Below are 23,148 nucleotides of genomic sequence, written 5' to 3' on the forward strand. Positions count from 1 at the left end.
CGCAAGGGAGACACACGCCATGACATTCACCTACACACAAGCGGGCTCGGTCGCCGAAGCCGCCCAGGCCGGCGCCAAAGACGAGGCCAAGCTGATCGCCGGGGGGCAGTCCTTGCTGGGCGCCATCAAGCTGGGCTTGGCCGCGCCTGAGGCCTTGATTGACCTCAGCGGTCTGGCCGATCTGAAAGGCATTCGGCTGGACGGCGGCAAGCTGGTCATCGGCGCCATGACCACGCACGCCACGGTGGCCGCGTCCAAGGACGTGCTGAGCGCCATTCCGGCGCTGGCCGATCTGGCCGGCCGCATCGGCGACCGCCAGGTCCGCAATCGCGGCACCCTGGGCGGCAGCTTGGCCAATAACGACCCGGCCGCTTGCTACCCCGCCGCCGTGTTGGCCTTGGCGGCCACGGTGCACACCGACCGGCGCAGCATCGCCGCTGATGACTTTTTCAAAGGCATGTACGAAACCGCGCTGCAGCCTGGCGAGATCATCACCTCGGTGAGCTTCCCGGTGCCGGCCAAGGCGGGTTGGCAGAAGTTCAAGCAGCCAGCTTCGCGCTTTTCCATCGTCGGCGTCTTCGTGGCGAAGACTGCGGCGGGCGTGCGGGTGGCCGTCACCGGTGCGGGGCCTGGCGTGTTCCGTGAGCCGCAGCTGGAGGCGGCGCTGGGCAGTAGCTGGAGCCCGGCTGCCACGGCCGCCATCACCGTCAGCGCCGACGGCCTGAACCAGGACCTGCATGGCTCGCCCGCTTACCGCGCGGCGTTGATTCCCGTGCTGGCCGGGCGGGCGGTGGCAGGGGCGGCGTGAGTTCCGCGCCGCTACCCGCCAGCATTGACGACACCGCGGCGGCGCTGCGCGCGCAGGGCTATGTGGCCCAGCGCGCGCTGGCCACCGCCACCTTCTTGGCCTTGCGCCTGCAGCGCCCGCTGTTTCTGGAAGGCGAGCCCGGCACCGGCAAGACCGAGATCGCCAAGACCCTGGCGGCCATGCTGGGCCGGCCGCTGATTCGCCTGCAGTGCTATGAGGGGCTGGATCTGGCCGGCGCCGCCTACGAGTGGAACTACGCCCGCCAGATGCTGGAGATCAAGCTGGCCGAGGGCCAGGCCTCGCGGGAGGAGTTGAGCCGCGATCTGTTCGCGCCGCGCTTCCTCATCAAGCGTGCCTTGCTGCAGGCGATTGACCCGGCCAATGCGGTGGCACCGGTGCTGCTGATCGACGAGCTGGACCGCGCCGACGAACCCTTCGAAGCCTTTTTGCTGGAGGTGCTGAGTGACTTCCAGATCACCATCCCCGAGCTGGGCCTCGTCAAAGCCCTAACGCCGCCCATCGTCGTCATCACCTCCAACCGCACGCGGGAGATTCACGACGCCGTCAAGCGCCGCTGCCTCTATCACTGGGTGGACTTTCCGGATGCGGCCACCGAGCTGGAGATCCTGCGCCTGCGCGTGCCCGAAGCGCCCGCCGCGCTGGCGCGCCAGATCGTCGCCTTCATCCAGGGCCTGCGCCGGTTGGATTTGTACAAGCTGCCCGGCGTGGCCGAAACCATCGAGTGGTCCCGCGCGCTGCTGGAGTTGAACGCCCTGGTGCTGGATCCCGCCACCTTGCACGACACCTTGGGCGTGCTGCTCAAGTACCAGGACGACATCGCCCGGGTGCAGGGCTCCGAGGCCGCGCGGCTGCTGGAGCAGTTGCGGGTGGTTGAGGGTGGGTGAGCTTGTGTGATGGCGCTGAATCGTGGATGACCGTGGCTGAGAACCCCGCGCCGTCACCCGCTGAGGCTGAAGGTTATCTGGCGCAAAACGTCATGCACTTCGCCCGCGTGCTGCGCCAGGCCGGCATGGCGGTGGGCAGCGACCGCGTCTTGCTGAGCTTGCAGGCCCTGCAGCTCGCAGGGCTGGAGTCGCGCCAAGACTTTCACGCCACCCTGGCCGCCTGCCTGATCGACCGGGCCGAGCACCGGCCCCTGTTCGATCAAGCCTTTGCCATCTTCTGGCGCGACCCCGATCTGCTCGGCCGCATCATGCGCATGCTTTTGCCGCAAGCCCAGGCCAAGCCCGGCACGCCGGCCCTGCCGGAGAACCGGCGCCTGGCCCAGGCCCTGTTCCCGCATGCGCCCGGCCCGCAGGCCAAAGTGCCCGAGCCTGAGCAGCAGATTGAGATCGACGCCCGTTTGAGTTGGAGCGCGCGCGAGGTGCTGCGCCAGCAAGACTTCGACACCATGACGGCGCAAGAGTGGATCGCCGCCAAGCGCCTGCTGGCGCAGCTGCAAGGCAGCTGGTTGCTGGAGGCCCGCCCGACCCGCCGCTGGGCCACTGCCACACGCGGCCGCCTGGACTGGCGCGGCAGCCTGCGGGCCCAGGCGCGCGGCGAGCATCAGGCCCTGCCGCGCCAGGCGCGCAAGGAAAAGGTGGCGCCGCTGCTGATCTTGGCCGACATCTCCGGCTCCATGGGCCGTTACTCGCGCATGCTTTTGCATCTGGCCCATGGCCTGGCCAACCCCATGCCGCGCAGCAATAGCCGCGCGCCCAAGGTCGAGAGCTTTGTCTTCGGCACCCGCCTCACGCCCATCACCCGCTTGCTCAAGCAGCGCGACCCCGACCTGGGGTAATCCCCCCGTTTTACATTGAATCGAGAAGTAGAAAGGGTCATGCAACGTTGGCCAGTCGCTGCTTGGGGGTGATGCCGCCCAAGGCCATATTTGGGCGGTCGTGATTGTATTTCCACATCCACTGGGTGGCGAACAGCTGAGCCTCTTGCAAATCGGACCACAGGTATTGCGACAACCACTCATAGCGCACCGTCCTGTTGAAGCGCTCGACATAGGCGTTTTGCTGCGGGTTACCCGGCTGGATGTGGTCGAGTTTGATGCCCCAGTCATGTGCCCAACGCTGGATGGTTGCGCTGATGTACTCGGGGCCGTTATCGCAACGAATGACCTGTGGTTTGCCACGCCAAGCAATGATCTGCTTGAGTGCCCGGATGACGCGCTCTGAGGGCAGCGAGAAATCTATTTCGATGCCCAACGCTTCTCGGTTGAAGTCGTCAATGACGTTGAACAACCGGAAGCTGCGCCCGTCCTCAAGTTGATCGTGCATGAAGTCCATGGACCAGACTTCGTTGATGGCCTGCGGCACGCTCAAGGGCTCAGGCTTGCCCCGCACCTGCCGTTTACGCGGTTTGATGCGCAAGTTCAGCTCCAACGCCCGGTAAACCCTGTAAACGCGCTTGTGATTCCATGGGAAGCCTTTGACGTTGCGCAAGTACAGGTAACACAGGCCAAAGCCCCAGTGGCGATTGTTGTCCGTCAGCCGCATCAGCCAATCGGCGATTTGATCGTCCTGGTCATTCTTCTTGACCTCGTAGCGGTAGCATGACTCGCTGACTGTGAAGATGTTGCAGGCCAGCCGGATGCTGGTGCCACGCTGGGCCACCACTTCTTTGGCCATCTCGCGGCGGCGAGACGGCCACGTTACTTTTTTGCAAGGTACTCCGCAGCAATCTCGGCCTTGAGCTTTTCCTCAATGTACATCTTCTTGAGGCGCCGATTCTCCTCTTCGAGTTCCTTCATGCGGGCCATGAGGGAGGTGTCCATGCCTCCAAATTTGGCTCGCCATTTGTAAAACGTGGCGGTGCTGATGCCGACCTCTCGGCATAGGTCGGGAACGGGCAAGCCTGCCTCAGCGCGTTTGAGCGCATCCATGATCTGGCTGTCGGAAAACTTGGACTTCTTCATGTAGAAATTCTCTTCGAGAAATTTCTACTTCTCGCGCCAGTGGTTTGACGGGAGGGTTACCCTGGCCGTGGCGGCGGTATCGCGCCAGGTGCAAGACTGGTCTGGCGGCACCCGCATCAGCGCCTGCCTGCAAGAGTTCAACCGCCGCTGGGCCCGCCGCCTGCTGCACAGCGACAGCACCGTGCTGCTGATCACCGACGGCTTGGAGCAGGGCAGCGAGGATGACCCGCGCTGCGCCGCCCTGGCCTTTGAAGCCGAGCGCATGCGCCTGAGCTGCCGCCGCCTGGTCTGGCTGAATCCCCTGTTACGTTTTGACGGCTTCGAGCCCAAGGCCGCCGGGGTGCGTGCCCTGCTGCCCGAAGTCAGCCTGCATCTGCCGGCGCACAATCTGGCCAGCCTGGAAGCGCTGGCGCAGCGGCTGTCGCAGCCTCATGCCGGCGGAAATCAAAGCGCCCGCACAAGCGCCAGATCGAACACATCCTCATCCTTCTCGACACAGTCGCCACCACCATGAACCTCAACGGCCAAGAAACCCTGCCCGTCTCGCAAGCCCAAGCCTGGGAGGCGCTGAACGACGCCGCCCTGCTGCAAGCCAGCATCACGGGCTGCGAGAGCCTCACGCTGATCGGCGAGCATGAGTTCGAGGCTTTGATGACGGTGGCCATCGGCCCGGTCAAAGCCAAGTTCAAGGGCAAGCTCAAACTCTCGGACCTGCAGCCACCCAGCAGCTACCACCTCGCCTTCGAAGGCAGCGGCGGCGCCGCCGGCCACGGCAAAGGCACGGCCCAGGTGCGGCTGGAGCCCGTGAGCCCCACAGAAACGACTCTGCACTACGAAGTGCAAGCCAGCGTCGGCGGCAAGATCGCCCAAATCGGCTCCCGCCTGGTGGACATGGCCGCGCAGAAGATGGCCGGCGACTTCTTCTCCGCTTTCAATACCGCTTTGCAAGCGCGTTATGCGGTGGCGGCGGTGCTTGCCGAGTCGGCGGCTGATGAGGCACCGAAGAAAAGCCGGTTTCAGCGGCTGCTGGATTGGTACTTGGGGTGGCTGGGGAGGGTGTTTACGGGGAAGGTGTGAGCATGTGCAATGGGCCACGATTGCGCGTTTTTCCGTTAAGCGGACTCCTCCGGTCCGTTGGCTGAAGCGTAGGTGGATAACGAGTTAGCTATTTTTTTTAACAGCCGCGTCGCCAGCAGTCAGGGACGGTAGATCTTGCGGGAAAGTCCTGGGCGCGAATTGCGCCGGGAGCCACCGATACGGATGAAAAAGCTGGCATCATCGCCGCCTCACTCGGCAGCCTAGACTCGGAAAATGATTTTGAGTAAGTGGCCGCTCTCGTCAGAAATTTATTGCATCTAAAAGTGCAGTCGATCGAGCGATTTGTGTCTTTAGAACAATCACTTGCAACTGTTTGGCGAGCCTGTTCTGTACAGCACGGAGCTGGTATAGGTTGCGCGGCCTGTCTCCACAGAACACGTTAGGGATCATCTATATGCCATGGCTTTCCGACCTTGGAGACAAGATATCAGACGCCATTAAGTCTGGTAACGGGATAGTGTTCCGAGTGGTCGCCTTCCTCGTTTCCGGCTTCTTCTTTGCGACGTACCCTTTCTATCTTTTCGGCTTCTATATGGCAAATCATGGCTTCTACGCCTATGAGATGCTGGACAACTTGCTTTCGCTTCGAATATTGTTCTTCGCCGGATTTCTCCTGCTTGCGATAGTTGGCGCCTTCTTGGTTTTTTCAGTTCCTGCGGTTGTAATTTCATATCGGGAACTGCGCAAAGAGGCATCACACACAGGTCGGGCGTTGATGATTGCGCAAATTGCCTTATCGATTCTCTTGAACGTCGCGCTGCTTGTGGCCTTCTTATACGGGTGCATCAATAATCCAACACCTGCATTTGTCGCACCTATCCTCGTAGCTGTAACGCTTGGCGTGCTGTTCATGGTCATCGCGTTCTGCCGAGGGAGAACCTATTTCGCCACATTGTCCGTAGTTATCGTTTTCGCCTTCCTATTGCCAATGGCAAACACAGCCGGAGCAGCGCGTCTATTTGAAATCAGCCTTCAACACTTCAACCTAGGCGGAATTTACTCAGAAGTAACAACACCAGACGGCGCGCTTCAGGGTAACTTGATCTTTCTATCACCGACGCATGTCTACTTGCAAGTTGAATCTAAGAATCGCTTTGCCATTATCCCGCGCAAAGACGATGTCGTCATTAACTTCGTTCGGTTTACTAAACATGATCCCTAACACTACGTTCGAGGCGACCTGCGCGAAAAGCCGCGCAGGCGCCTCAACTTCACGTTAGACAGCGAGATACGATTCCACTTGTCCCAATTAACGCATGGCGGCCAGATACCTCAATCCCAAGCACCTTGTGCTCATGTATTCTTCCTTGTGCAAGATTCAGGATGGAACCTTTGATGAGGGTGATGTCAAGAGCTTGCTGCTTGGCATGCGCGATCGTTTGCAGACGGTTTCTTTGAGTACTCGCCAAATGCAAGATGCTCCGCCAGGAATCAGGCTTGGTCTTCCGTATCTCGTTGACATTGCGCATTCAATCGCGCATCCCGAGATGAAAGACCAAGGGCCAATTCGTAGCTACGTAAAGGGCGCGGACGCACAAATGGCAAAGGCACTTAAGAAAATGCCCCGCCATAGGGTTCTATCGACCGACGAACAAACAAAAACAATTAATATTGCACTTCCCCCAGCGATTAAGCCGCTCATGGCTCACGACCTTACGGTCGCATTTCTCACGTTCTTGCCGGATATTTTTCCCGACGCGATCGACATGGCTAGTGTTGCAAAGCAAGGCTCAGATATCGAAATTTGCCTTCTTTCTCTGCTTCACTACATGCAACTCCCGCTTCTTGATGATCCGGTTGCGCCGGACAGTCCCAGTGAGCTTCGGCACGGGTATCTGTCCTTTCATACATGGAACGGTGCTCATCACATCTACGCTGGCGTAGTTAATTCACACTACGGAAATGTACTGAGTGCTGGATCCGAGAAGAACTCCCGCACGCGGCCGTTCATAAACGTCCTGCCTGTTTTCAATAGCAGCGTACCAGCCGATATCGGCGTGACGTTCGATGCACGCAATCCGGTGATTCTGTTCGCAGAGCGTGGAGCATCCGGAAAGTTGTCGCTCAAGGTAGTAGGAGCTCTTCCCACTGCCGCTGTCTAACCAGCTGTTCGAGGAAGCCTGAGGTTCAGGTCTCTCATCTTGCATCTCCAAGCCCCGGTATTTCCTCATATTCAGCCAATGCTGGCTGAGGGACATCGCTTGACGCTCCTTCAGCTTCTTAAGTAGCGATACAAGTTGGGCGATCTGACCCTGGTTGTCGCTCGTTCCTCCCTCAGCCTTGCTTCAGATCACCACGGCACTCTGCCCGCCTTGCTATCCTCATCCCAGGCTTCGACATCCAGCCGGCTGACGTGAGGACCGCAAGATGATGGTGATGATGAGAGCTTCGACCACATGGCTTGTGCTTCTGGTGCTGCTGGCCTTTGCATGGCTGGGCTTACCTGCTTGGCCTGCGGACGGCGCGCCGGATTTGCAGCGCTGGATGGTTTATCTGGACGGGCTTTATCTCAGCGGCTATCTGGCCATCGGTTTGATGTCCGTGGCGATGGTGCTGGCTTTGCGCATGCCTTGGCTGGAGCGCTGGGTTGGCGGGCTGGACCGGGCTTATCGGCTGCACAAGAGCTTGGCTCAGTGGGGCGTCGGCCTTGCGCTGTTCCATTACGGCTTGCGCTTGGTGGTCAAGGAGTTGCGCGGCAGTGGGCTGATGGTCAAGCCCAAGGGCTTGGCCAGCCAGGCGGTGGAGGCTTTGCGGCCGTTTCATGGCACGGCCAAGGATTGGGCGGAATGGGCGCTCTATCTGGCGGTGGCGCTGGTGGTGGTGGCTTTGTGGCGGCGGGTGCCTTACCGCTGGTTTGCGCGCCTGCATCGGCTGTTGCCGGCGACCTATCTGGTGATGGTTTATCACAGCGTGGTGTTCTTGCCGCAGGGCTATTGGCAGGGGCTGGGCTGGCCAGCGGCCGGGCTGATCATGGCCTTGATGCTGTTTGGCAGCGTGGCGGCTTTGATGTCTTTGTTCGGCCGCGTGGGCCTGCGCCGGCGTGTGGCGGGTGAGGTGCTGGAGGTGAAGCAACTGGCCTTGGATGTGCTGGAGCTGCGCCTGAAGCTGGCGCCCGGCTGGCCCGGCCACGAAAGCGGCCAGTTCGGCCTGGCCACTTTTGATAGCCGCGAAGGCGCGCACCCCTTCACGATCGCGTCAAGCTGGAAGGGCGATGGCGAACTGCGCTTTGCCATCAAGGCCTTGGGGGACTACACCCGCAATTTGCCGACGCTGCTGAAGGCGGGCGATGCGGCCTGGGTGGAAGGGCCTTATGGGCGTTTTGTGTTTGCGGACGGCAAGCCGCGCCAGATTTGGGTGGGCGGCGGCATTGGCATGACGCCCTTCCTGGCGCGCATGCAAGAGCTGGCTCAGCTGCGCGAAGCCGCATCGTCCGCTTCGCCCACAGCTGAGGCGCCCGCGCTGCTGGCGCAGCAAGTGGATCTTTTCTACTGCACCCGCAAGGGCGACCCCGACATCACGCGGCGCATCGCGGAGCTGGCCGCTGCGGCAGGCGTCAATTTGCATGTGCTGGAGTCCACCACGCAAGGGCAGCTGAGTGTGGAGCGTTTGATGGCCATGTCACCGCAGTGGCGGGAGGCCAGCCTTTGGTTCTGCGGCCCGGCGCGCTTCGGCCAGGCTTTGCGCGAGGGCTTGCTGGCAGGGGGCTTGGCGGCTGGCGACTTTCATCAAGAGGCGTTTGAGTTCCGCTGAGCAGCGGCACTGTTGCGCTGTGGTGGCTCAAGGCTTTGTCCCAGCGGCTGCGTGATTACTCCCGGTACTTTTCGAACAGGCCCTCACGCTTCATCGCGCGCAGCACCACGGCAAGTTGTTTGGCCAGTTCGGCATGTCTGAAATGCAGAAAGGCGTGGTGGGTGGTGTAGTCCATTTCGCCGGCCTTGTAGATGTCGCCGAATGTCTTCGGCTCACTTTTGCGCAAGCCGAGCAGGGTTTCTTCGACCAGCGGCTCGTAATCGATATAGATGTCCGCTCGACTCAAAACCAGCATCTGCAAGGCTTGTTCGGGGCTTTCAACATAGACCAGCTGTTCTTTCGGCACCATCAAAGACAGCCGCTCAACCGTCCTTCCTATGCCTCGGCGTGAGACGACACGGTAGGGCTTGCCTCGCATGCTTTCCCAGCCCTGCAGCTTCAAGCCAAGCCTGACCGCAAACGCGCTATAGGCCACCTTATTCGTGGGCTCTTCGACACGGATCAGATTGGGGTGTTCGACGTTGAAATCGTAACCACGCTCAACCTGGCCATCGACCTCGCCTCTATCCCCCATCAGAATGGCTCGCTGCGAGGGGTAGCCTACAAGAACGAAGTCGTAGCCAAGCCGCCGAAAAGCCTCTTTGTAGACCTTTCCTAGCCAGCGCCCATAAGACGAGTCCAGGAATTTTTCGCCGCCAGTGAGCGTTATTGTGGGCGGCGCCGCGACGCTGCTGAAAGCCAGCAATGCGCCAACCAGTAGCCCGCACAGTGTCGATTTGATCGAAGCCAGTGTTGCCATTGATGCCTCCAAATTGCGCCGTGACTTGGCTGGCAGCAAGTGATTGACTCTACTTCATGATGCTGCGGCTGAACCCGAGGCGGCAGGCGTTCCGCTGCCGCCGCTCGACGCGTTCTAAGCGGTAGCGAGTACTGTGATCTGAAGACTTGGCATCAAAGAACTTCCTCGCAAGAGTGGGGCCCTGGCTTGAGGCGCTAGGTGTCAATGTGGGTCCCGCAATTGTTCTTTCAGAAAGCTGAGCATGGCGCTGCGGGACTGCGCAAAAGCCTCAGGCTGGCCGCCCACATGCACGCCGGCCCCCGGCTTGACGCCATTGGGCACATCGGCCCGCACACGCACCGGCGTCTTGCTATCAAAGCCGTGGAAGGCGCCGGGGTAGGCGATGAATTGGGGCTTGATGGCGACGGCGTCGTTCTTTTCGCTGCTCGCGCCGCTGGACTTCACCTGGGCTTGTTGGGCCAGCGCCTCGCAAGGCGCGGCGGCGGTCCAGTCATCGGCCGCGCCGGTCAGCATCAGCAGCGGGGCCGTTGGCGCATAGCCCCGTTTGAGATCGGCTTCGCAGCCGGGGTAGAAGGCCACCGCCGCGCGCGGGCGCAGCGCGGCGGCTTTGACTTCCGCGTGGTTCAGATTGGTGCTGGCCAGCACGGTGCTGCCGCCGTTGGACCAGCCCAGCAAGGCCAGGCGTTTGGCATCCACATCGGGCCGCGCGGCCAGCCATTGCAGGGCACCCAAGGTGTCGCGGCGGCGTTCGGTCATGGTGATGGCGCGGGTGCCGATTCTTTGTGTGCACAGCTCGCGCTCGCCGCGTGGCGTCAAGGAGTCCAGCACCAGCACATGCCAGCCTTCGGCATTGAGCATCTGGCTGTAGTCCTGCATGCGTTCAGACAATTCACCCCCGCGACCGTAGGCGCCACCGCAGCCATGCAAAAGCACGATGGCCGGTGCGCGGGATGACGCATTGCCGGCCGCCGGAAACCAGTGACCCAGGAGCGGGAGGGCCTGGCCTGCGCGCAGGTCGAGGCTGGGCACCTGCACTTTTTCAGGTGTGGTGCCAGCGGCCACTGCGGAGAGGCCGCCTGCGAGGCCCAGGCAGCCGATCAAAAAAGCGCGCATGACGAAAGACTTGGCCGTTCGTGCTGATGTGGTGTGCGTCCGATTCATGAGCGCGATTGTGCGGGGACAAGATGGCGCTGGGCCCAAGCCACAGCCCGACAGCCTCCTAGACTGAAACGCGAATTGCCACGCAGCGTTAGCCCTGCTACACCTGCGTCCCATGCAACGCTTCTTTGACACCACCTTCCGCCCCTTCTTCTTGCTGACCGGCGCCATCACCGCCGGCGCGGCCGGCCTGCTGTTCTTGCCGGCCTGGACGCTGAAGATGATTTTTCAGCTGGACTACGTACCGGCCTACACCGTGCTGGCCCAGCACTGGGGGGCGATGGTGGGTTTGGTGGGGCTGGCGATGATTCTGGCGGCGCTGCGCAGCGAGTGGCGCACGCCCATCCTGATCTTCGTCGGCCTGGAGAAAGCCTGCCTGGTGCTGCTGGTGCTGATGAACTGGGGCCAGCCGGCGGCGGCCGGTTTTATGGGCGGCGCGCTGATGGATGTGCTGGTGTCGCTCTACATCCTGGGGTATTTCTGGGCGCGGCCTAGGAGCGTGCGCGGCTGAAATCCATGCCCGCGCCGAGGCGAGTCGCGGCGCCTGGCAAGGCGCGGGCGAGGCGCATGGTCGTCCCCTGCAACGAGCGCGCAACGCCGCCAGGTGCGGCGAATCGCCTCGGCCCTCCGGGTTGGGCCCGCTTGGGCGCCCATGCGTCGTTGCCGCGCTTGCCCGGGCGGCTAGCCCGAGCCGCGCACGGCGCCTAGCCTGCGCACCCAAGCGGGCCCAACGCGGGCATGGATTTCAGCCGCGCACGCTCCTAGCGCTTGAGGCCTTCTTGCGGCGCGCCGTTCATCGGCGTGGCTGGCGATGAGTCGGCGCTGCCGTTGATTCGTCGCTTGGCGGCCGGTGCTGTGGCTGGAGCTATTTAACGTAGCCCCATCAAGCCACTCAACGCCGGAGCCCAGCATGTCAAGCGCCGTTCAAACCCAAGCAGTTCTTTCCCTTGATGCCCAGCGCGAGGCTTTCGCGCGCCGCCGCTTTTTGGCCATGCCGCTGGCGGGGCTGATCGCCTGGAGCGTGATCGGCCTGGTGGGCAGCGTGGCCTCCTTGTATGTGTCGGTGCTCACGCTGTACGCGGCCACCGGCTCCATCGTTTACCTGGGCATGCTGCTGTCGCGGCTGACGGGTGAGAACCTGATGGACAAGCGCCGGCCCAAGAATGAGTTCGACAAGCTCTTCATGCTGACCGTGGCCATGGCCTTGCTGGTCTACGCCATTGCCTTGCCGTTTGCCGCGCAGGACTACAGCTCCCTGCCCATGAGCGTGGGCATCTTGACCGGGCTGATGTGGTTGCCGGTGTCCTGGTTCATCCAGCATTGGATTGGCATCGCGCATGGCGTGGCGCGCACCGTCTTGGTGCTGGGTGCTTGGTATGCCTTCCCGGATCAGCGCTTTGTGATCATCCCCGCCATCATCGTGGCGCTCTATGTGGTGGTGATCGTGGTGCTGGAGCGGCGCTGGCACGCTTTGCAGGCGGCGGAAAAGGGCGAGCGCGAAAAGCCCCTGCCGACTACAATCGTGGGCTTGGCTTGAGATTCACCGCGAGGTGAGCCAGCCCAGGGCCAAGGCCCCGGGCGCTTGTTTCCAGCCTCCCACTTTGTTGTTCGTCCATGCACCGTGCTGCCTCGCTTTGTCGAGGGACCGGTGCATTTGCTCTTTCTTGGCCCATGAGTTTCCTTGTCCAGAAATCTCGGCGTCGCTTGCTGCATGTCGATGCCTTGAAGGCGGTGGCTGCGCAAGCCATCGTGCTGCATCACCTGTCGGCCTACGGTCCGATTGCCCACGCCGTGGAGGCGTGGCTGCCGCATCTGATGTCGGTTCTGCACCACTACGGCCGCTTGGCCGTGCAGGTGTTTTTGGTCGTCGGTGGATTTTTGAGCGCGCGGGGTTTGTCGGCCACGGGTCAGGCCTTGCAGGGCGCCGTGCCCGAGTTGCTGTGGAAGCGCTATCTGCGCCTGGCTTTGCCCTTCATGGCGGCGGTGTTCCTGACGCTGGCCTGCTCGTTGTTGGTGGAGCCCTGGCTGGAAGAGTTGACGCCCACCTCGGTGAGCCTGCCGCAATTGCTGGCGCATGGCTTGTTGATGCAAGACTTGCTGGGTTTTGAGTCGCTGACCGTGGGCGCCTGGTATGTGGCCATGGACTTGCAATTGTTTGCCATGCTGCTGGGCCTGATGTGGCTGGCGCGCCGGCTGCAGCCCGCACGCGGCCTGGGCCAAGTGCGGCGCTGGCTGCGCATGGCGATGGCACCGGCCTTGGTCTTGCTGCTGTGCCTGGCCTCGCTGTTTGTGTTCAACCGCGATGAGCAGTTGGACATCTGGGCGCTGTATTTCTTTGGTGCTTACGGCCTGGGTGCCCTGGTGCATTGGCTGGGCCTGAGCCCGCAGCGCCGCGTGGGCCTGTGGGTGCTGACGGCACTGGTGCTAGGCGCCTTGGCGGTGGAATTCCGCGAGCGCATCGCGCTGGCCTTGGTGACGGCGCTGGCCCTGGCCTGGTGGCAGGCGCGCCACGATCAAGCGCCGGAGCAGCAGCCCTTGATCCGCTCGCCGCGCCTGGCGCATTGGGTGGCTCAGCTGGGCACGCATTCCTACGCACTGTTCCTGATCCACTTCCCGGTTTGCTTGCTGCTCAACGCGGTGTTTGAGCATCAGGACATGGCCGGTGGCGCCTCCGGCGTGGTCATGATGCTGGCGGCCTGGGGCTTGAGCAATCTGGCCGCCCTGGCCTTCTACCGCTGGGTGGAAGTGCCCAGCGGACGCCTGCAGCTGGGCAACTTGCTGCCTCGGCTATTGCGGGCCTAATCGGCGCCTAATTTGTGCGCCTAATGGGGGCCTAGTCCCTCAGGACTTGTCTTTGAGCGAGCAGGTGTTCATGCCGAAGGGCAGGTAAGCCGGGCAGAAGCGGAAGATGCCGGTGAACAGCGGCACGATGCCGATATAGCCCCAGGCACCGACGGTGCCGGTGGCCGCCAGGCCCAGCAAGGCCAAGCCGGCGACGATGCGGAAGATGCGGTCAGCGGAACCGACATTGACTTTGAACATGGTGAACTCCTGAGTGGGTTTGGATGCCCCACTGTCGCCGCCGCAGCCCGGCCAGTCTGTGACCTGGGTCACTTAGGGCGTGGTTTGCGCCGCAAACAGGCGCAGCGCCGCCACATTCAGCAACTCGATGCGCTCTCGGCCCAGGCTGAGCCAGCCCTCGCGTTCGAAGCGCTTGAGCAGGCGGGTGACGATCTCGCGCACCGTGCCCAGCTCATCGGCCAGGGCTTGATGGGTGATTTGCAAGACCGCGCCATGACCCAGCAAGGTGCTGGCCAAACGCTGATCCAGGCGCTGAAAGGCAACGGCCTCGGTCAGGGCCATCAACTCGGTCAGGCGGTCGGCGAAGAGGCCGAACACATAGTTGCGAAAGCCGGCGTCAGCGGCCCAGGCGGCAAAGCCGCTCGGGCTCAGCAGCACCAGCTCACAAGCCTCGGTGCACTGGCCCTGCGCGGCCAGTTGGTGATGGCCAAACAAGCTGGCCGTGGAGGCCACGCACAAATCGCCCGGCAAGACCCGGTACAACTCCAGCGAGCGGCCCGTGGCGGCCACCCGGGCCACCCGGATCTCGCCGCTGAGCAGCATGGGGAATCCCTGGCAAGCCATGCCTTCATTGAAAACCTGTGTGCCCGGCGCGGGCTGCACCCACTGCGCATCCTGGCGCAAGACCGCTTCGCGCATCGCCGCGGGCAGGGCCGCCACGGCGGGGTAAGCCGCCAACAGCCGCGCTTCTTGAATTGGGGTCAGAGTCAATTTGTTCTCTCGTTGCTGCGGCGCGGCCCATTTGCGCGCGCGCTTGGCCCAGTCATGCCCATGCAAACTGGCTGAGGTATTGTGTGCCTTAGTTTGAATGTCACTGGATGGAGTTGCCCATGTTCTTGCAGCAATTGACGCCCGAGTGGCGCGCCTGGCTGGGCGACAACGTGGCGCGCGGCTGCAGCGCCGAGTCCATGCAGGAGTTGCTGGTGAAGGGCGGCTATGCCGTGGCTTTGTCAGCGGCGGCGGTGGCCGAGGCGCGTGAGTCGCATCTGAGCCGCGAGCTGCTGCGGGGTCAGGCCTTGCCTGCCGGGCAGACGCTGCTGCGGCCCACCATCGATCTGCAGTCCGCCAATCAGCTGCAGTGCAGCGACGGCCAGCAGGTGCGCATCACGGCCGTGCTTGACCACCCCCAACTGGTTTTGTTTGAAGACATGCTCAGCGATGAGGAATGCGATCAGTTGATCGCCTTGGCCGATCAGCGCATGAGCCGCTCCACCGTGGTGGATGAGCAGCTCGGTGAATCGCGCCCGCATGAGGCGCGCACCAGCGCCGGCGGCTGGTTCCAGCGCGGCGAGTTCGCCTTGCTGGCGCGCATCGAAGCCCGCCTGGCCGAGCTGCTGCACTGGCCGGTGGACCATGGCGAGGGCCTGCAAGTGCTGCGTTACGGCGTCGGCGGCGAGTACCGTGCGCACTTCGACTATTTCAACCCCGCGCTGCCGGGCAGCCAGCGCCATCTGCAGGCCGGCGGCCAGCGCGTGGGTACCTGCATTCTTTATCTGGACGAAGTGGCAGCTGGCGGCGGCACCCGCTTTCCGACGCTGGGCTTTGAAGTGCGGCCCAAGCGCGGCGCGGCGCTTTACTTCGCCAGCGTGGATGCGGCAGGCCAGGAAGACCCGGTCACCTTGCACGCTGGCGTGCCGGTGATCGCCGGGGTGAAGTACATCGCCACCAAGTGGCTGCGCCAGCGCGCGTATCAGTGAGCGAGCACGGGCTTGCCCAATCAATCAGTGAACCAAGGGGGGCAGCCCGCGGATTTCGGCAAGACCTGACCCTTTCGAGTCGGTGCAGGCCTGGGCTTGGGCACAATCCACGCATGATTTCAAACCGCCTCGCCACCGCGCAACGCTACGTCTTCGACCCAGTGCCGGCCTTGCCATGAGTTGGCGCGCTGAACTGAGCCTGGACCTGAGCCTGGAGCAAGGCCGCAGCGTGGCCCGCTACCGCCACGACGGGCCCTTGCGCATCTTGCAGACCCTCTACCCCGAGGGTGATGCGATTTGCCACAACGTGCTGGTCCATCCGCCCGGCGGCCTGGTGGGTGGCGACACCTTGAGCGTGCAGATGTCGGTGGGCGAGGGGGCACATGGCCTGGTCACCACGCCCGGCGCCACGCGCTTTTACCGCAGCGAGGCCGGCGCCCGGGCGACCCAGCAGGTGAAGGCCAAGCTGGCGCCCGGCGCGCGCCTGGAGTGGCTGCCGCTGGAAGCGATTGCCTACCCCGGCTGCGCGGCCCTGAACGACGCGCGCTTTAGCCTGGCGCCCGGCGCCGAGCTGCTGACTTGGGACATCACCGCCCTGGGCCTGCCCGCCGCCGGCGCACCCTTCGGCCATGGCGAGTTCGCCCAGCATCTGGAAGTGGAGGGCGTGTGGCTGGAGCGCGGCCTGATCCGCGCCGACGATGCGCTGCTGATGAACAGCCCCCTGGGCCTGGCCGGCCAGCGCTGCCTGGCAACGCTGGTGTTTGCGGCTGGCGAGGCCATCGCCAAAGAACGCCAGCAGCGTGCGCTGGACGCCGTGCGCGCCCTTATCGAGGCCCAGCCGCCCGAGCTGCGCGAGCGCAGCGGCGTGACGGCGGCGCACCCGCAAGTGCTGGTCTTGCGCACGCTCAGCGCCGTGACCGAACCCAGCCTGCTCTTGCTGCGCCAATGCTGGGCCGCGTGGCGGCACGAGTTGTGGGGCCTGAGCGCGACGCCGCCGCGGTTGTGGGCGATGTGAGGCTGCTCCGTCCTTGAACCACTGGACGTAAAAAAGCCCGCGCTGGCCAAGGCTTGCGCGGGCTTCTAATTGGCCTGCCGACCAAACCCGTGAGGGCCTGGTTTGGCGAGGCGAGTCGGACTTAGAAGTCCGACTTGCGGCGGCGTGCCACCAGGGCCACGGCACCGATGCCGGCCAAGAGCAGGGCGTAAGTGCTGGGCTCGGGGATGGCGGGGATGGCCGGGCCAGTCAGCGGGGCGCCGGAGACATTGATATTGCCGCCGAAGGCGCCGCCCAAGCTGGTGCCGAAGATGGTCAGCGTGAACTGGCCGGGCTTCACGTTCAGGGCGCTGAATTCGAAGTTGTCGAAACCGGAGAAGCGCTTGCTGCCGTCGTCATTGTGAACGGCGGTGAAGACTTGATCACCCAGGGTGACGCTGCTGATGTCGAAGCCCGACTTCTTGGCAAAGCTCGAGCTCACATTGATGTACAGCTCGTTGACATTGCCCAAAGCGGACAGGTCGAGGCTGAACTCATTCTTGCCGGTACTATTGCCGACGAAGGAGGCGGAGCCGATGCCGTCTTCCCAAGTCAGGGTGACGGGCGCGGCAGCGGCAGAAGCGGCCGTGGCCAGCAAGCTGCTGGCAGCAAATACGGTAGCGATAACTAATTTCATTGAGTAAACTTCTCGGAAAGCGCTTCATGACGGGCGAACGCGCCAAGCGCGCGTCCACCCCGGAGGGAGGAGGGTCGACTCTGAGGGGCGCTGCCAGCAGCGTCAAGGACTCAAACGGGGGCTCCCCCGCAGCTTAGGGGGAAGAGTGTTGGCTTAAAGTCCACAAGCCTGCCGCCGCCATGGGTCACAGTTGGTGGCAGATGGCCGCCGCAGATCGGCCCGCCCGCCTGCCAGCGCGCCGTTCAGATCGACACCAGCTGCCGAATGCCTCGCGGCCCCATGTCTGCGCCCTGGCCTTGGGCAATCACCGCGCCGCGCTCCAGCACCAGAAAGTCGTCGGCCAAGTCCTCGGCGAAGTCGTAATACTGCTCGCACAGCAGCACGGCCATGCGCTGGCCGTTCAGGCCCTCGTCGGCCAGTTGGCGAATCACCCGGCCGATGTCTTTGATGATGCTGGGCTGTATGCCCTCGGTGGGTTCATCCAGGATCAGCAGTTTCGGCCCGGCCGCCAGCGCACGCGCAATGGCCAGCTGCTGCTGCTGGCCACCCGACAAATCGCCGCCGCGCCGCTGCAGCATCTGCTTCAGGACCGGGAATAGTTCGAACAAGGCGGGCGGAATGGGCGTGCTGGCGGGCTTGGGCGCCAGGCCCATCAAGAGGTTTTCTTCCACCGTCAGGCGGCCGAAGATTTCGCGGCCCTGTGGCACATAGCCGATGCCCATGCTGGCGCGGGTGAAAGGGGTGGCGCGGGTGATGGTCTGGCCGTCGAAGCGGATCTCACCGCTTTTGATCGGCACCAGCCCCATCAAGGACTTGAGCAAGGTGGTTTTGCCCACGCCGTTGCGGCCCAGCAAGACGGTGACCCGGCCGGCCTGGGCGCTGACCGACACATCGCGCAAGATGTGGGAGCCGCTGTAGAACTGTTGAATATTCTTGGCTTCAAGCATTGTTGTTTTCTCCCTTGGCGATCTGTTTGCGATCCGGTTTTGCCCGGCTTACCGGTCTGCCTTTTTTCAGGGCTAGCGCCCCAGATAGACCTCGATCACTCGCTCATCCGCCTGCACCTGCGCCAGCGTGCCTTCGGCCAGCACACTGCCCTCGCACAGCACGCTCACCTTCTCGGCGATGCGGCCCACAAAGCTCATATCGTGTTCCACCACGATCAGCGTGTGTTGGCCCTTGAGGGTGAGGAAGAGTTCGGCCGTGCGCTCGGTTTCTTGGTCGGTCATGCCGGCCACGGGTTCGTCCAGCAGCAAGAGCTTGGGGTCTTGGCTCAGCAGCATGCCGATCTCCAGCCATTGCTTCTGGCCGTGGCTCAAAAGGCCGGCGGGGCGGTGGCGCTCATCGCCGAGCTGAATCAGCGTCAGCAACTCGTCCAGGCGGTCGTGCTGCTGGCCGTTCAGCCGGTGCCACAGCGCGGCGGCTACACCGCGCGGGCCTTTGAGTGCCAGCTCCAGGTTCTCAAACACGCTCAGCGCCTCGAAGACGGTGGGCTTTTGAAACTTACGGCACAAGCCCATGGCGGCAATCTCGGCCTCGTTGTGGCGCAAGAGGTCGATGGTGCTGCCGAAGAAGACCTGGCCGGAGTCAGGCCGGGTCTTGCCGGTGACGATGTCCATCATGGTGGTCTTGCCCGCGCCATTGGGGCCGATGATGCAGCGCAGCTCACCCGGAGCGATGTCCAGCGAGAGTTTGTTGATGGCGCGAAAGCCATCGAAGGACACGCAGACCTCTTCCAAGTAGAGGATGCGGCCGTGGGCCAGATCCAGCGAGCCGGGCTCATGCACGCGCGAGTAGCCGGCGCTGCGGTCGCCGGAGCTTGGCTCGGCGGCGGCGGGCTTGGTTTTTTGCAGGCGCTGCTGGCCTTGCTCCAAGAGTTCGGGGGTCATGCCTTGCCTTTGCGCATTGCCAGCTTGTTGAACAGGCCCGCCAAGCCATCGGGCAGGAACAGGGTCACGGCGATGAAAAGCGCGCCCAGGAAGTAAAGCCAGATCTCCGGCGCGCTGACGGTCAGCCAGCTTTTGGCGCCGCCCACCGCAAAGGCGCCGGCAATCGGCCCCAGCAAGGTGCCGCGCCCGCCCACAGCGGCCCACACCGCAATCTCGATGGAATTGGCCGCGCTCATTTCGCTGGGGTTGATGATGCCCACCTGCGGCACATACAGCGCCCCGGCCACACCGCACATCACCGCCGACAGGGTCCAGATCGCCAGCTTGTAGGGCAGGGGCGAGTAGCCGCAGAACATCAGCCGCGATTCGGCATCGCGCACGGCCTGCAGCACGCGGCCGAACTTGCTGCGGGTGATCCACAAGGCCAGCACATAACAGCCCAGCAAGGCCAGGCCGCTGAGCACGAAGAGCGTCATGCGCATGCCTGGGGTGGCGATGGGCAAGCCCAGAATGCGCTTGAAATCGGTGAAGCCGTTATTGCCGCCCAAGCCAGTTTCATTGCGGAAGAACAGCAGCATGGCGGCGTAGGTCAGCGCCTGCGTGATGATGGAAAAGTACACGCCCTTGATGCGCGAGCGAAAAGCGGAGTAGCCAAACAGCCAGGCGATGCCGCCCGGCACCAGCACGATCAGCGCCAGGGTGGCGGCGAAGCTATCGCTCAGGCGCCAGAACCAGGGCAGGGTCTTCCAGTCCAGAAACACCATGAAGTCCGGCAGGGCGCTTTGGTACTGCCCGTCAGCGCCGATCTGGCGCATCAGATACATGCCCATCACATAGCCGCCCAGCGCGAAGAAAAGGCCGTGGCCCAGCGACAAGATGCCGGCAAAGCCCCAGATCAAGTCCATCGCCAGGGCGCAGATGGCGTAGCACATCAGCTTGCCGAGCAAGCCCACGGCGTAGTCGCTGAGGTGGAAGGCGCTGCTGCTGGGCAGCAGCAGGTTCAGGGCCGGGGCCAGGACGCAGACCGCCAGCAAGGCCGCCAGCAGCGTGGCCCAGCCGCGCCAGCTCAGGAGCGAGCGAGAGTGTGTAGTTGTGGGCATGGTGATCATGATTCCGCCGAGCGACCCTTCATCGCGAAGATGCCTTGCGGGCGCTTTTGGATGAAGACGATGATGAAGAGCAGCACCGCAATCTTGGCCAGCACCGCGCCCATCTGCCCTTCCAGCAATTTGTTCACCAAACCGAGGCCCAGCGCGGCGTAGACCGTGCCGGCCAATTGGCCCACGCCGCCCAGCACCACCACCAGAAAGGCGTCGACGATATAGCTCTGCCCCAGGTCAGGGCCGACATTGCCGACCTGGCTGAGCGCGCAGCCGGCCAGCCCGGCGATGCCCGAGCCCAGCGCAAAAGCGTAACGATCCACTCGCGCGGTATTGACCCCGGTGCAGGCGGCCATGCGGCGGTTCTGTGTCACGCCGCGCACGAACAGGCCAAGGCGGGTGCGCTGGATCAGCAGGCTCACCCCCAGCAGCACCAGGCCGGCAAAGAGGATGATGAATAAGCGGTTCCAGGGCAGGCTCAGATTGGGCAGCAACTGCAGGCCGCCGCTCATCCAGGCCGGGTTTTCAACGCCGACGTTCTGCGCGCCAAAGAGGGTGCGCACGGTTTGCATCAAGACCAGGCTGATGCCCCAGGTGGCCAGCAGCGTTTCCAGCGGGCGGCCGTAAAGCCAGCGCAGCACCAGGCCTTCCATCAAGGCGCCCACAGCGGCCGAGGCCGCGAAGGCCAGGGGCAGCGCAGCCAGCAGGTAATAGTCAAAAAGGCTGGGCGGCAAGTAGTGGCGAAAGCCCAGCTGCACCAGATAGGTGGCATAGGCGCCAATCATCATCAGCTCGCCGTGGGCCATATTGATCACGCCCATCAGGCCATAGCAAATCGCCAGGCCCAGGGCCACCAGCAGCAAGATGCTGCCCAGGCTCAGGCCGGTGAAGAGCTGGCCCAGGCGCTCGCCCCATGCCAGGCCTTCGCGCACCTGGCGCAGCGCGGCTTCCAGGGCGGGTTTGACGGCGGGGTCGGTCTCGATGCTGATGCGTTCGTTGAGCAGCAGCTCGGTCGCCGGCGTCTTGGCCAGCGCTAAATCGTGAGCGGCCTGAATGCGTTTGGCCGGCAGCTCGCTGCCCAGCAGGGCGGCGGCGCGGGCCAGTTGCAGGGCAGCTTGGATGGCCGGCACATCTTCTTTGGCCAAGGCTTTGTCCAGCAGGGCCAGGCGGGCTTCGCTGGGCTGCTTGCCCAGTGCCTGGGCTGCGGCTAAGCGGGCTTTGGGGTCGGCGTCGAACAGGCTGAGCGCGGCCAAGGCGGTTTCCAGCTCGCCGCGCAAGCGGTTATTGAGCATCACCTCTTCGGCGTCGGCCGGCAGGGTCAGGTCTTGCCCGCTGACGGCGTTGCGGGCGCGGCTGCCGTCGGCCTGCACCAGCAAGACCTGGCCCCCGGCCAGGCGCACACTGTCGTTGGCCAGGGCTTGCAGCAGGGCGATGCTGGCGGCATCGGGCGCCAGGATGGTCTGGTTCAGCGCGGCGATGCGCTCATCGGGCTCGCCCTGCACCAGGGCCAGGGCCTCGCTTTGCGTGAGGGCGTGGCTGGCGCTGGTGGCCAAGAGCAGAAGCAGCAGGGCGCAGAGATGTCGGAGCATGGGCGCGTGGAGCCAGGTTGTCAGGAGGGGAGGACAGAGGCCGGGGCCGTGGCTTTGCGTTCGCGGTGCAAACGTCAAGCCACGGCAGCAAGCGGGCAAGCAAACCAGCGTGTGCGCTTGCTCGCCTGATGACTTGCTTGATTACTTACTTCTTCACCGGCTCATCGGGCTTCTTGTCATTGCCTTCGATGTAGGGGCTCCAGGGCTTGGCCTTGACCGGGGCGGGCGTCTTCCAGACCACATTGAACTGGCCGTCGGCCTTGATCTCGCCGATGAACACCGACTTGTGCAGATGGTGGTTCTTCTCATCCATCTTGGAGGTGATGCCCGAGGGCGCGGTAAAGGTCTGGCCGGCCATCGCGGCAATGACCTTGTCCACATCCGTGCTCTTGGCTTTCTCGACCGCTTGCTTCCACATATGGATGCCGATGTAAGTGGCTTCCATCGGGTCATTGGTCAGCGGCCGGTCCTTGTGGCCGGCAATGCCCTTGGCCTTGGCGTAGTCGCTCCACTGCTTGATGAAGGCGGTGTTGCTGGGGTTCTTCAGCGACATGAAATAGTTCCATGCGGCTAAGTGGCCGACCAGCGGTTTGGTGTCCACGCCGCGCAATTCTTCTTCACCCACCGAGAAGGCCACCACCGGCACATCCTTGGCCTTCAGCCCGGCATTGCCCAGCTCTTTGTAGAAGGGCACGTTGGAGTCGCCATTGATGGTGGACACCACCGCGGTCTTGCCGCCGGCCGAGAACTTCTTGATGTCGGCGACGATGGTTTGGTAGTCGCTGTGGCCAAAGGGCGTGTACTTCTCGTCGATGTCGCTGTCCTTCACGCCCTTGGTCTTCAGGTAGGCGCGCAAGATTTTGTTGGTGGTGCGGGGGTAGACGTAGTCGGTGCCCAGCAGCACCCAGCGCTTGGCGCCGCCGCCGTCTTTGCTCATCAAATAGTCCACCGCGGGAATCGCTTGCTGATTGGGCGCGGCGCCGGTGTAGAACACGTTCTTGCTGAGTTCTTCACCTTCGTACTGCACGGGGTAGAAGAGCAGGCCGTTCAATTCCTCCACCACCGGCAAAACGGATTTGCGCGACACGCTGGTCCAGCAGCCGAAGATGACGGAGACCTTGTCCTGCGTCAGCAACTGCTTGGTCTTCTCGGCGAACAGCGGCCAGTTGGAGGCCGGGTCCACCACCACGGGCTCGAGCTTTTTGCCCAGCACGCCGCCCTTGGCGTTGATCTCGTCGATGGCCATCAGCACCGTGTCCTTGAGCACGGTTTCCGAGATGGCCATGGTGCCTGAGAGGCTGTGCAGCACGCCCACCTTGATGGTGTCTGCCGCTTGAGCGCCATGGCTCAGCAGGCTCAGGGCAGCCAGCGCGCTGGCGCTGGCCAAGGCTTTGAGGGTGAAGAAGCGACGGCTTTGCATGGTGACGAACTCCGGTTGGCAAGAATGAAAGGCAATGAGGAGGGCGACTTGGTGACTCAATCGACAAATCACCGCTGTGGCCACGACGACAACAGAGAACAACAAAAGACAAGAGAGACAGGCCCATGCTAGGGCGGCCCCAGAAGGAGGGATATACGGCGGA

24 protein-coding genes are annotated in these 23,148 nt (G+C 63.3%); 13 read left to right on the forward strand and 11 right to left on the reverse strand.

The features are described from left to right. Nucleotides 1-19: 19 nt before the first annotated feature. The 3 genes from AT984_RS20310 to AT984_RS20320 are packed head-to-tail and all read left to right on the forward strand — an operon-like array spanning nucleotide 20 to nucleotide 2,609. On the forward strand, nucleotides 20-808 hold the full coding sequence (locus AT984_RS20310) for an FAD binding domain-containing protein (RefSeq protein WP_058721657.1): 789 nt from the start codon (nucleotides 20-22) through the stop codon (nucleotides 806-808). Beyond that, nucleotides 805-1,713: an AAA family ATPase gene (locus AT984_RS20315; protein WP_058721658.1), complete on the forward strand. Its 909-nt coding sequence runs from the start codon at nucleotides 805-807 to the stop codon at nucleotides 1,711-1,713. The genes AT984_RS20310 and AT984_RS20315 overlap by 4 nt, the downstream gene beginning before the upstream one ends. A 32-nt stretch (nucleotides 1,714-1,745) precedes the next feature. Next, nucleotides 1,746-2,609, forward strand: a complete 864-nt coding sequence (locus AT984_RS20320; RefSeq protein WP_231741475.1) for a vWA domain-containing protein — start codon at nucleotides 1,746-1,748, stop codon at nucleotides 2,607-2,609. 37 nt (nucleotides 2,610-2,646) lie between these two features. On the opposite strand, the gene AT984_RS20325 is transcribed toward AT984_RS20320, so the two are convergent. Next, nucleotides 2,647-3,734, reverse strand: a protein-coding gene (locus AT984_RS20325; RefSeq protein WP_156422128.1) for an IS3 family transposase whose coding sequence is annotated in 2 segments (ribosomal slippage) — nucleotides 2,647-3,482 and nucleotides 3,482-3,734 — 1,089 coding nt in all. Because the reading frame shifts where the segments join, the coding sequence is not laid out codon by codon here. A 67-nt stretch (nucleotides 3,735-3,801) separates the two neighbouring features. On the opposite strand from AT984_RS20325, the gene AT984_RS20335 reads away from it, so the two are divergent. The 5 genes from AT984_RS20335 (at nucleotide 3,802) to AT984_RS20355 (ending at nucleotide 8,582) form a co-directional block, all read left to right on the forward strand. After that, nucleotides 3,802-4,248: a VWA domain-containing protein gene (locus AT984_RS20335; RefSeq protein ID WP_058721660.1), complete on the forward strand. Its 447-nt coding sequence runs from the start codon at nucleotides 3,802-3,804 to the stop codon at nucleotides 4,246-4,248. Further along, nucleotides 4,245-4,811: an SRPBCC family protein gene (locus tag AT984_RS20340; protein ID WP_058721661.1), complete on the forward strand. Its 567-nt coding sequence runs from the start codon at nucleotides 4,245-4,247 to the stop codon at nucleotides 4,809-4,811. Before AT984_RS20335 ends, AT984_RS20340 begins: the two co-directional genes overlap by 4 nt. Before the next feature lie 415 nt (nucleotides 4,812-5,226). Then, the gene (locus AT984_RS20345) at nucleotides 5,227-5,994 is read left to right on the forward strand and encodes a hypothetical protein (RefSeq protein WP_156422149.1); all 768 of its coding nucleotides are present in this window, start codon (nucleotides 5,227-5,229) and stop codon (nucleotides 5,992-5,994) included. A 133-nt stretch (nucleotides 5,995-6,127) separates the two neighbouring features. Beyond that, complete coding sequence (locus AT984_RS20350) at nucleotides 6,128-6,934, forward strand: hypothetical protein (RefSeq protein ID WP_156422150.1); 807 nt, start codon at nucleotides 6,128-6,130, stop codon at nucleotides 6,932-6,934. Between the two features lie 277 nt (nucleotides 6,935-7,211). Next, nucleotides 7,212-8,582 carry a ferredoxin reductase family protein gene (locus tag AT984_RS20355; protein WP_082680387.1) on the forward strand — a complete coding sequence of 457 codons (1,371 nt, stop codon included), beginning with the start codon at nucleotides 7,212-7,214 and terminating at the stop codon, nucleotides 8,580-8,582. 55 nt (nucleotides 8,583-8,637) lie between these two features. Here the strand turns inward: AT984_RS20355 and AT984_RS23125 are convergent, their stop codons facing one another. After that, nucleotides 8,638-9,381 carry a hypothetical protein gene (locus tag AT984_RS23125; RefSeq protein WP_156422151.1) on the reverse strand — a complete coding sequence of 248 codons (744 nt, stop codon included), beginning with the start codon at nucleotides 9,379-9,381 and terminating at the stop codon, nucleotides 8,638-8,640. 201 nt (nucleotides 9,382-9,582) lie between these two features. After that, nucleotides 9,583-10,494 (reverse strand): dienelactone hydrolase family protein, encoded by a 912-nt coding sequence (locus tag AT984_RS20365; protein ID WP_058721666.1) that lies wholly within the window; start codon nucleotides 10,492-10,494, stop codon nucleotides 9,583-9,585. A 160-nt stretch (nucleotides 10,495-10,654) separates the two neighbouring features. Between AT984_RS20365 and AT984_RS20370 the strand changes: the two genes are divergently transcribed. The 3 genes from AT984_RS20370 to AT984_RS20380 all read left to right on the forward strand — a co-directional run bounded on the left by AT984_RS20370 (nucleotide 10,655) and on the right by AT984_RS20380 (nucleotide 13,341). Next, on the forward strand, nucleotides 10,655-11,050 hold the full coding sequence (locus tag AT984_RS20370; protein WP_058721667.1) for a hypothetical protein: 396 nt from the start codon (nucleotides 10,655-10,657) through the stop codon (nucleotides 11,048-11,050). 399 nt (nucleotides 11,051-11,449) lie between these two features. Further along, nucleotides 11,450-12,076 (forward strand): DUF7010 family protein, encoded by a 627-nt coding sequence (locus tag AT984_RS20375; RefSeq protein WP_058721668.1) that lies wholly within the window; start codon nucleotides 11,450-11,452, stop codon nucleotides 12,074-12,076. 134 nt (nucleotides 12,077-12,210) lie between these two features. Further along, nucleotides 12,211-13,341 carry an acyltransferase family protein gene (locus tag AT984_RS20380; protein WP_197418187.1) on the forward strand — a complete coding sequence of 377 codons (1,131 nt, stop codon included), beginning with the start codon at nucleotides 12,211-12,213 and terminating at the stop codon, nucleotides 13,339-13,341. A 39-nt stretch (nucleotides 13,342-13,380) separates the two neighbouring features. On the opposite strand, the gene AT984_RS20385 is transcribed toward AT984_RS20380, so the two are convergent. Next, nucleotides 13,381-13,581: a YgaP family membrane protein gene (locus tag AT984_RS20385; RefSeq protein ID WP_058722499.1), complete on the reverse strand. Its 201-nt coding sequence runs from the start codon at nucleotides 13,579-13,581 to the stop codon at nucleotides 13,381-13,383. A 72-nt stretch (nucleotides 13,582-13,653) separates the two neighbouring features. Beyond that, entirely contained in the window at nucleotides 13,654-14,331 is a 678-nt protein-coding gene (locus AT984_RS20390; RefSeq protein ID WP_231741476.1) for a Crp/Fnr family transcriptional regulator, read from the reverse strand. Between the two features lie 119 nt (nucleotides 14,332-14,450). On the opposite strand from AT984_RS20390, the gene AT984_RS20395 reads away from it, so the two are divergent. Both AT984_RS20395 and AT984_RS20400 read left to right on the forward strand, forming a co-directional pair. Beyond that, entirely contained in the window at nucleotides 14,451-15,317 is an 867-nt protein-coding gene (locus tag AT984_RS20395) for a 2OG-Fe(II) oxygenase (protein ID WP_197418188.1), read from the forward strand. Between the two features lie 175 nt (nucleotides 15,318-15,492). Continuing rightward, nucleotides 15,493-16,332, forward strand: coding sequence for an urease accessory protein UreD (locus tag AT984_RS20400; protein ID WP_058721671.1), 840 nt, complete (start codon nucleotides 15,493-15,495; stop codon nucleotides 16,330-16,332). 121 nt (nucleotides 16,333-16,453) lie between these two features. On the opposite strand, the gene AT984_RS20405 is transcribed toward AT984_RS20400, so the two are convergent. From AT984_RS20405 to urtA, 6 genes are all read right to left on the reverse strand, one after another. Next, the gene (locus AT984_RS20405) at nucleotides 16,454-16,987 is read right to left on the reverse strand and encodes an FxDxF family PEP-CTERM protein (RefSeq protein WP_082680219.1); all 534 of its coding nucleotides are present in this window, start codon (nucleotides 16,985-16,987) and stop codon (nucleotides 16,454-16,456) included. Between the two features lie 242 nt (nucleotides 16,988-17,229). After that, nucleotides 17,230-17,934, reverse strand: coding sequence for an urea ABC transporter ATP-binding subunit UrtE (gene urtE / locus AT984_RS20410; protein ID WP_058721673.1), 705 nt, complete (start codon nucleotides 17,932-17,934; stop codon nucleotides 17,230-17,232). A 72-nt stretch (nucleotides 17,935-18,006) separates the two neighbouring features. Continuing rightward, nucleotides 18,007-18,876, reverse strand: a complete 870-nt coding sequence (gene urtD, locus AT984_RS20415) for an urea ABC transporter ATP-binding protein UrtD (protein WP_058721674.1) — start codon at nucleotides 18,874-18,876, stop codon at nucleotides 18,007-18,009. Continuing rightward, nucleotides 18,873-19,985, reverse strand: coding sequence for an urea ABC transporter permease subunit UrtC (gene urtC / locus AT984_RS20420; protein ID WP_058721675.1), 1,113 nt, complete (start codon nucleotides 19,983-19,985; stop codon nucleotides 18,873-18,875). The genes urtD and urtC overlap by 4 nt, the downstream gene beginning before the upstream one ends. Continuing rightward, the gene (gene urtB, locus AT984_RS20425; protein WP_058721676.1) at nucleotides 19,982-21,565 is read right to left on the reverse strand and encodes an urea ABC transporter permease subunit UrtB; all 1,584 of its coding nucleotides are present in this window, start codon (nucleotides 21,563-21,565) and stop codon (nucleotides 19,982-19,984) included. The genes urtC and urtB overlap by 4 nt, the downstream gene beginning before the upstream one ends. Nucleotides 21,566-21,710: 145 nt before the next feature. Beyond that, nucleotides 21,711-22,985 (reverse strand): urea ABC transporter substrate-binding protein, encoded by a 1,275-nt coding sequence (gene urtA, locus AT984_RS20430; protein WP_058721677.1) that lies wholly within the window; start codon nucleotides 22,983-22,985, stop codon nucleotides 21,711-21,713. Nucleotides 22,986-23,148 lie beyond the last annotated feature (163 nt).

The sequence above is a fragment of the Paucibacter sp. KCTC 42545 genome, assembly GCF_001477625.1.
In the GTDB taxonomy this organism is placed as follows: domain Bacteria; phylum Pseudomonadota; class Gammaproteobacteria; order Burkholderiales; family Burkholderiaceae_C; genus Paucibacter_A.